Raw genomic sequence first — 6,203 nt, 5'->3', positions numbered from 1 at the left:
TAAAACCCGGCTTGGATGTTTTTTGAGCCGCAAGGCAGTCGATTAGAGCTTCTCCTCCGAAATAAAAAATTTTTGTGCCTTCATTTTCGATTATTTTCCAGAAGACATCCCCCTGAGAAAGGCCTATTCTCATTGAAAAATCAAAGACACCGAGTTGGGTTCGGATTATCTTGGTCTTTTCAAGTTCGTCTTTTATTTTCAGAGCCGCGAAATAACATTGGTCTGCATGCAAAATTGAACCATTTTTTTCGTATTGAAAAACTGCGGTAAAAGAGTCCCCCGCGAATGAAGAGACAAACCCTCCGTAACTGTAAACTATCTCAATAACCCGGTCGAATATTGTAGATATAGTGTCAGAAAGTACTTCCGTCCCCTCTCTTCCTTTCTTGATAACTTCGGACGTTATCGCAGTAAAACCTTTTACATCCAAAGAAAGAAGGGCGGCAGAAAAGCCGCTTTCGGTTTTTCCCCGTGAGTTTCCCTCCAAAACTATTTGAGGGACAAATGAATTCAATTCATCAAAAGTGGGTATATCAACCATTTTTAAATTAAAATGCCAAAACAATCGCAGAGCAAGCTAAAGATTAATTTGAACCCGGATATTCAATGGCCGCTGTTAAAAAAATCTTTTAAATCTATCTTGATCTCTGCTTCAACAGTTTCATCGGGTGATAGAGAATCTAAGTATAAAAAGCTTTCCTCTTCACAACACCTGTCTACCGTGCAATGTTCATAACGAGCTACTATTCCAGCAGTTTCACAGTTAACTATAATGACTTCGTTTGAATACGCTGTTCCCCCGCAGAGCAACTCTGTTATCAAAAAACATCCGTCATTATCGTCTGAAAACCAAAAATAAGGAAGAACAGCCCTCATGTCTATCAGGACGAGTTTCTCATTTAAACTTTCAAGGTTTAACAAATACAAATTCTCTCCTTCTCCTTCAAATCCGGTCCAATTTGAATAAGCCAGGGCGGCGTATTTTCTTTGGGGCTGAACGTATGCTCTCTCCCTGTCAGTTGAAATTTGACCGTTGTCGAGTATATCGACAACGTGGTCGGAACCCAAAAAAATTTCGCCAGTTTTGGATACCACGAATTCCCATTTTTCTTCCACAAATAGATTTTTAGGAAAGCAATCAACTCCTTTTGAAGTCAAAGCGTTTACAGCTTCCGTCGCCTCGTCTCTTGACGGGAAAGCTCCCGCGCAAATCCTGTATACTCTTCTGTCTTGAAAAATTCCCTGGACTATTGCAAACCTCGCATAAGAGCCCGTGCCGAGAAATGATTCTTCCTCCAGAACCGTGTTTATTTCGACTGTATTTTCGTAAATATTATCAGTGTCTGTCAGCGAAAGAAGCTGAACCGCCCAAGGATTAGCCTGGTCGGGAACATACAGCCCCAAGAAAGCATACAATCCTGCTAATACGAAAAAGCTTAACACTTTTAAATCACCAGGTTGTTTGTCAAAATTTGAAACACCTCCTCGCTGTCGCTTGATTTTTCAATCTTTTCTCTGTTCATTTCTTCTTTGAGAACCGTGCTCAATTTTGATATCAATGTCAAATACTCCGTTCTTCTCTTGGAGGGGTAGACAATTAGTATGACGATTCTCACCGGCTTATCGTCAATTGCCCCCCAATCTACGCCTTTTTTTAATATTCCCACGCAGATGCTCATTTTTTCAACGTTGACGGAACCTATATGTGGGAACGCTATTCCAAGTCCAATCCCGGTAGACATAAGGTCCTCTCTCATGAGCATTTCTCTTTTTACCTCTTCGTAATCTTTGAAGTTTTCTTTCGGTATTTTTGAAAGCAGTTCGACAATCACATCTCCTTTTTTTTCAGCTTCAAGAAAATGCACATTTTGGTTTTCCGATAAATACAAATCCAATCCTTTTATATCCTTCAATTTAAAGCTCCTTTATTTTTTTTTCGCGAACAAACCTTTTTTCTGCCTTTGTCTTATAAAGCCTCTCTGAAGCGAGACCATATCTTCAACAGTTACAAAACTATCAGGCTCCGTGGCATTGACTAAATCCAGAATGTGCTGAACAAATTTCCTTTCAACGACAGCGTAGATGATTTTGACGTCCCCTTTTACTCCTTTGCCATTGACAACCGTCACTCCGTATCCTTCCTCTCTCAGAGTCATGGGAAGAAGGTCTAATTTATTGGCGGTTATTATTGTAATCATCTGAAGTCCGAAAGCCAGTTTTCTTTCAATTTTTATGCCTATTATATTTCCGAGAGCGAAACCCAGACCATAACCGATATAACATGTCACGTTGGTGAGGTTAGCGAGAACCTGAGTTATTGCCAGTATCCATATCACAACCTCGAAAAAACCAAGTATTGCCGCCATAACAGCTTTACCGCGAGCTACGAAAATAATCCTCACGGTCCCGATGGAGACATCAATTATTCTCGCGAGCATTATCAATAACGGAATCAAAACCCATGGGATAAGATCTTGCATCATACAGTCCTCAGCCGTTGATGTAACCGATTAACTTGTAAACGAGCTTCGCGGCTGTGAAATCAGAATACCTGTTGTGATCCGGTTTCAATTCGACTACGTCGAATCCCCTTATTTTTTTATTCCGGGCTGTCTCTCTGAGAATATCGAGCACTTCATACCAACTTAGCCCACCCGGTTCAGGTGTTCCAGTGGACGGAAGCACGCAAGGATCGAATACGTCGAGGTCAATTGTGACGTAGACATTTTCTGAAAGTTTTGACATAACTTTTTTTATCCAGTTTCTGTCGTCTCTCAATTTTGATGCCAAAAACACCCTGTCATCCGAAAGAATTCTCTTTTCAGAAAAATCAAGGCTTCTGATTCCGGCAGAAACCACATTAAATCCAATTTCTTCAGCTCGCGAGATTACGCACGCGTGGTTGAATTTATCGCCCTCGTACACGTCGCGTCTGTCGGAATGAGCGTCGAGATGCAAAACGCTTATCCGGTCATAAAATTCGGCGAAAGCCTTAAACGCACCTATTGAAACAGAGTGCTCGCCGCCTATAGTCACTGGAATTTTTCCCTGTTTGAGATGTTCGGTAATTTTCTTTTTGACCTTTTCCACCATCTCGGAAGTACTTCCAGCCGAAACCGGTTCTTCGGTGAAAATACCGGCTTTGAAAGGTTCTTTTTCAGTTTCTTCGTCGAACAACTCCATGTTCGCAGAAGCCTCTATAAGAGCCGCCGGTCCTTTGTCAGAGCCCTTGAGCCAAGAACTGGTAAGGTCGAATGGAACCGGCAATATAACGAATTTGGAATTTTCTCTACTCGAGAACTCCGGATCCAATCCTCCAAAATTTACCTGTTGAATATTGTCTCCCTATTCGAGCAAAAATACTGCCGCAGCGATAACCGTCGTCCATAGCCCGTCTTTGTTTCCCCTGGCGGACTGAGCTATAGGGCGGGTGACAAACGTGTGCCCGCTAGCTTTGTAAACCTGCTTTCTCTCATCCCACGCCAGGTTCGGGTCGAATTGTATCCCCAAGGTAGTCGCGAGCATCGATGCCGCTAAATCTTCGGCGTATTCTCCGGAAGCTTTTTCTGTTTGCCCGAATGCATGGTGTTCCGAAAGATACCCATACTGCTCATGCCCTTTGATCATAGCCATGCCAACTGCCGCCGAGAGAAGTCTGTTTGGTTCGTTGGTTTGGTTTTTAGCCATTACACAGTACGTGAGTTGACCCGCTTGAAGGGTTCCAAGCCCTTTGTTTCGAGAAATAATTTTGCATTTCGGAGGCAAAATGCTCGAAACATAGACTAGATTACACTTTTCTATTCCGGCATCTCTCAGAGCGAGCTCGAACGAAGCGAGTTGATCTTTGTGGACGCCAACTCCATTTGTTAAAAAAACACTTTTTGGGACTAGAGCTTCTTTATTCATTTTTCTTCTTCTTCCAACACCTTGTTAAAGTTTCTTGGTTGCCTCGCCTGCCAATTATTCCTGTGGTAAACATAGCTCGCGATGAGAGGGAAAGCGATAGTCGCTTCAGAGAACACCATTTGTTCAGCTCCTTGATCTACTTTTCCCCATGAATGAGCTTCTTTTAACGTGGAACCCGACAGACCCCCGTCTCTTTCATCAGCCACTGTAATCTGCACGGCGTATTTGTGCATGTTGACTTCTTCTCCTAAAATTTCAGCCGCGACTGTTATGTCCTGAGCGAAATTTTTCGGAACCCCTCCCCCGATCATGAAAAGACCAGTATCCCTGGACATCAACTTTAGTTTTGTCAGTTCTAAAAAATCTTTAACGGAGTCTATTGTAACCTTTGGAGATTGCTTTCTTTCGGCTTGGTGGCTGACCAGTCCAAAACCCGCTGAACAGTCGGAAAACGCGGGGACAAAAATCGGAACCCCTTTTTCTCTGGCTTTCCGAACCAGCGATTCTTCCCCTTTCTTGTTCTCTATGAGGTAATCACCCATCAGCATTAGAAACTCCCTCGAAGAATAAGGTCTGGTCGGGGCTCTATCCGCAATTATTTTTACCGTTTCGTCGCAAATTCTCAATTCATCCTCGTCTATGTAGGTGTCGTATATTCTGTCGATGGTGTTTTTCATCAAATCGTCGTCATCGGCGCTTGGATGACCGATGTAATGCCTGAATCCGAGAGCTTCAAAGAAATCCTGATCGACAATAATCGCACCGGTAGAGACTACAGCATCAACAATATTGCATTGGATCAAATCAAGAACAGCCCTTTTCAAACCTGCGCTAAAAATCGATCCTGCCAGGCACATAATTACAGTGCAATCCCTATTTTTAATCATCTCATCGAAAATAAGAGCCGCTCTGTGGAGATTTCTCGCCTGAAAAGCCATTTTTCCGTATTGCTCTACCAATGTCTTTGAGTCAAAGGATTTTATGTCTATGTGCTCTACTGTATCTTTTAAATATTCTTTTTTATCCATTTCACTTCCTTTTTTAAGTTTCTCTTTCATACTTCAAAAACACGAGAATTTCAAGTTTTTTTAGGACTATTTTCCCAGATAAAGTTATCTTGGATTTCACTGCAAAAAAACTGAAATTCAACCACCCTGCCTTGCGGGTCTTCAGCGTAAAAATGGTAGATATCGTAATCCTTGTTGTACTTGGGCTGGTTTTGCGCAGAATTTTTCAATTTTTCGTATATTTCATCCACTTTCTTTTTGTTTGAATAAAAAAACGTTATCAGCGACTCATTCCGGGGCATCTCTCCGAGACAAAAACCCAAAAGCATATTCTCGTGCCTTAATATCACGCAGTTTTTCTGCTCCAGCCAAACATCCATTCCAACCGCATCCACATAGAAAGCAAGGGTTTTTTCCATATTGTCTGTTTTAAAAAATACTATTCCCGCCATATTCTCCCCGTCTGATTTATTAAACTTTCTGATCTGCCTGTTTTTTTACCGAAAGCCTCTTCGCTATTCCGAGGATAGCGCCCAATACTATGGCGAGCAAAGCCGCTGTTATCAGCCTGAATTCCGGAGGTAAAAGAAAGTTCAAGGTATGGACTGGAAGCCAGAACCAAATTATTGCCGCACCCACTATTTTGAACATGTTTTCCCAGTCGATTTTTTCATACACTTCGACAATTTTCCATTTTGTGAACAGTTCTCCTCTATCTATCAGGGTATCTGTGATTCTGTGAAACACCATAAAAGGAAAGGCGAAAATCGCCTGCATAAAAAAAGATTTCCAAAAAGCTGTCAGCAGTTTTATTCCCTTTCCGCCTAAAAGCCCGGTTTGAAGCAGGCCTTCAACTCCAAAAGAAAAAAGCGGGAAAACTGCCACAAAAACAACACCGAGGAACGCCCAGACGAGAATTCTCTGCCAAAGCCTTATGTTTTTCAATCTCCATTTCCCTGAGACTATTTTCCAGCTCAACAATTCACCCATAGTTCCTAACAGCCCGAATTTCAAAGCTCCCATAAAATAGGGATAATTTTTTGTCAATTCAACAAACTCTTCTCTCGAACCGGGAAACGCCAGAACAGCGACGACCATAGCGAGAATTAGCATCCAGATTATTGATAGGGCTACATCCATCATTTCTCCTTCTTGTTTTACAACAAAAGAGTTTTATACATATTACCAGATTTTATGTCTAGTTCATGTTGAAACTTAAATGCAGGGCTACAACAGGATTTTTAAAAACTCGGCTCAGTGATATAATCCTTCGAGTTGAAGTCAATACTT

At 41.9% G+C, this 6,203-nt stretch carries 9 protein-coding genes; all 9 read right to left on the bottom strand.

Going from position 1 to position 6,203, the window contains the following annotated elements:
• A partial coding sequence (locus JXA84_03900; GenBank protein ID MBN1150350.1) for a hypothetical protein occupies positions 1 to 541 on the bottom strand: 541 nt, incomplete at its 3' end.
• 62 nt (positions 542 to 603) lie between these two features.
• Complete coding sequence (locus tag JXA84_03895) at positions 604 to 1,404, bottom strand: SPOR domain-containing protein (protein MBN1150349.1); 801 nt, start codon at positions 1,402 to 1,404, stop codon at positions 604 to 606.
• 41 nt (positions 1,405 to 1,445) lie between these two features.
• Positions 1,446 to 1,913 carry a PTS sugar transporter subunit IIA gene (locus JXA84_03890; GenBank protein ID MBN1150348.1) on the bottom strand — a complete coding sequence of 156 codons (468 nt, stop codon included), beginning with the start codon at positions 1,911 to 1,913 and terminating at the stop codon, positions 1,446 to 1,448.
• 12 nt (positions 1,914 to 1,925) lie between these two features.
• Complete coding sequence (locus JXA84_03885; protein MBN1150347.1) at positions 1,926 to 2,483, bottom strand: DUF2179 domain-containing protein; 558 nt, start codon at positions 2,481 to 2,483, stop codon at positions 1,926 to 1,928.
• A 7-nt stretch (positions 2,484 to 2,490) separates the two neighbouring features.
• Complete coding sequence (speB, locus tag JXA84_03880) at positions 2,491 to 3,336, bottom strand: agmatinase (GenBank protein MBN1150346.1); 846 nt, start codon at positions 3,334 to 3,336, stop codon at positions 2,491 to 2,493.
• A 9-nt stretch (positions 3,337 to 3,345) separates the two neighbouring features.
• Entirely contained in the window at positions 3,346 to 3,906 is a 561-nt protein-coding gene (locus JXA84_03875; GenBank protein MBN1150345.1) for an arginine decarboxylase, pyruvoyl-dependent, read from the bottom strand.
• Positions 3,903 to 4,934, bottom strand: coding sequence for a deoxyhypusine synthase (locus tag JXA84_03870; protein MBN1150344.1), 1,032 nt, complete (start codon positions 4,932 to 4,934; stop codon positions 3,903 to 3,905). The genes JXA84_03875 and JXA84_03870 overlap by 4 nt, the downstream gene beginning before the upstream one ends.
• A 50-nt stretch (positions 4,935 to 4,984) precedes the next feature.
• Positions 4,985 to 5,365, bottom strand: a complete 381-nt coding sequence (locus JXA84_03865; protein ID MBN1150343.1) for a VOC family protein — start codon at positions 5,363 to 5,365, stop codon at positions 4,985 to 4,987.
• Positions 5,366 to 5,384: 19 nt separating this feature from the next.
• The gene (locus JXA84_03860) at positions 5,385 to 6,053 is read right to left on the bottom strand and encodes a hypothetical protein (protein ID MBN1150342.1); all 669 of its coding nucleotides are present in this window, start codon (positions 6,051 to 6,053) and stop codon (positions 5,385 to 5,387) included.
• Positions 6,054 to 6,203 lie beyond the last annotated feature (150 nt).

This window comes from candidate division WOR-3 bacterium (assembly GCA_016926475.1).
Classification (GTDB): Bacteria; SDB-A; SDB-A; order SDB-A; family SDB-A; genus JAFGIG01.
The sequence above is the reverse complement of the archived record's forward strand: the minus strand, read 5'-3'. Positions and strand labels throughout refer to the sequence as shown.

Coding starts and splice junctions, on each gene's coding strand:
- JXA84_03885 (MBN1150347.1), bottom strand. CDS start 2,483: ATGATGCAAGATCTTATCCCATGGGTTTTGATTCCGTTATTGATAATG.
- JXA84_03875 (MBN1150345.1), bottom strand. CDS start 3,906: ATGAATAAAGAAGCTCTAGTCCCAAAAAGTGTTTTTTTAACAAATGGA.
- JXA84_03870 (MBN1150344.1), bottom strand. CDS start 4,934: ATGGATAAAAAAGAATATTTAAAAGATACAGTAGAGCACATAGACATA.
- JXA84_03865 (MBN1150343.1), bottom strand. CDS start 5,365: ATGGCGGGAATAGTATTTTTTAAAACAGACAATATGGAAAAAACCCTT.
- JXA84_03860 (MBN1150342.1), bottom strand. CDS start 6,053: ATGGATGTAGCCCTATCAATAATCTGGATGCTAATTCTCGCTATGGTC.